The organism is Virgibacillus sp. 7505 (genome assembly GCF_002272135.1).
Classification (GTDB): domain Bacteria; phylum Bacillota; class Bacilli; order Bacillales; family Amphibacillaceae; genus Terribacillus.
On sequence record NZ_NPBF01000195.1, the window covers coordinates 1 to 267 of the forward strand.

At 49.4% G+C, this 267-nt stretch carries 1 pseudogene; it reads left to right on the forward strand.

From position 1 onward, the window contains the following. Positions 1 to 267: pseudogene (locus CHH91_RS20710) on the forward strand (hypothetical protein); the annotation flags it as partial.

Genomic DNA, 267 nt, shown 5'->3' on the forward strand with positions numbered 1-267 from the left:
AATCGTGGCTGAACAATCTTTTAACCAAGATGGAAATAGAGAGCTTGACCAGGGGCTAGCTGTATGGTCAGCATTAGAGCGTGCCGACTGGTTTCTTGTCGAGGTGACGCCATGGGGAGAGCTAACGAAAGGGGGGAAACGAATTACAGCTGTGCTTATAGCAATTAGCCTAGTAGCGATCGCAGGGGCGCTCCTGTTTGCTTTGTTTCTGTCTACGGCGTTTTCAAAGCCAATTCTCCAGCTACGCCAAGGGTTTGTGCAATTTGG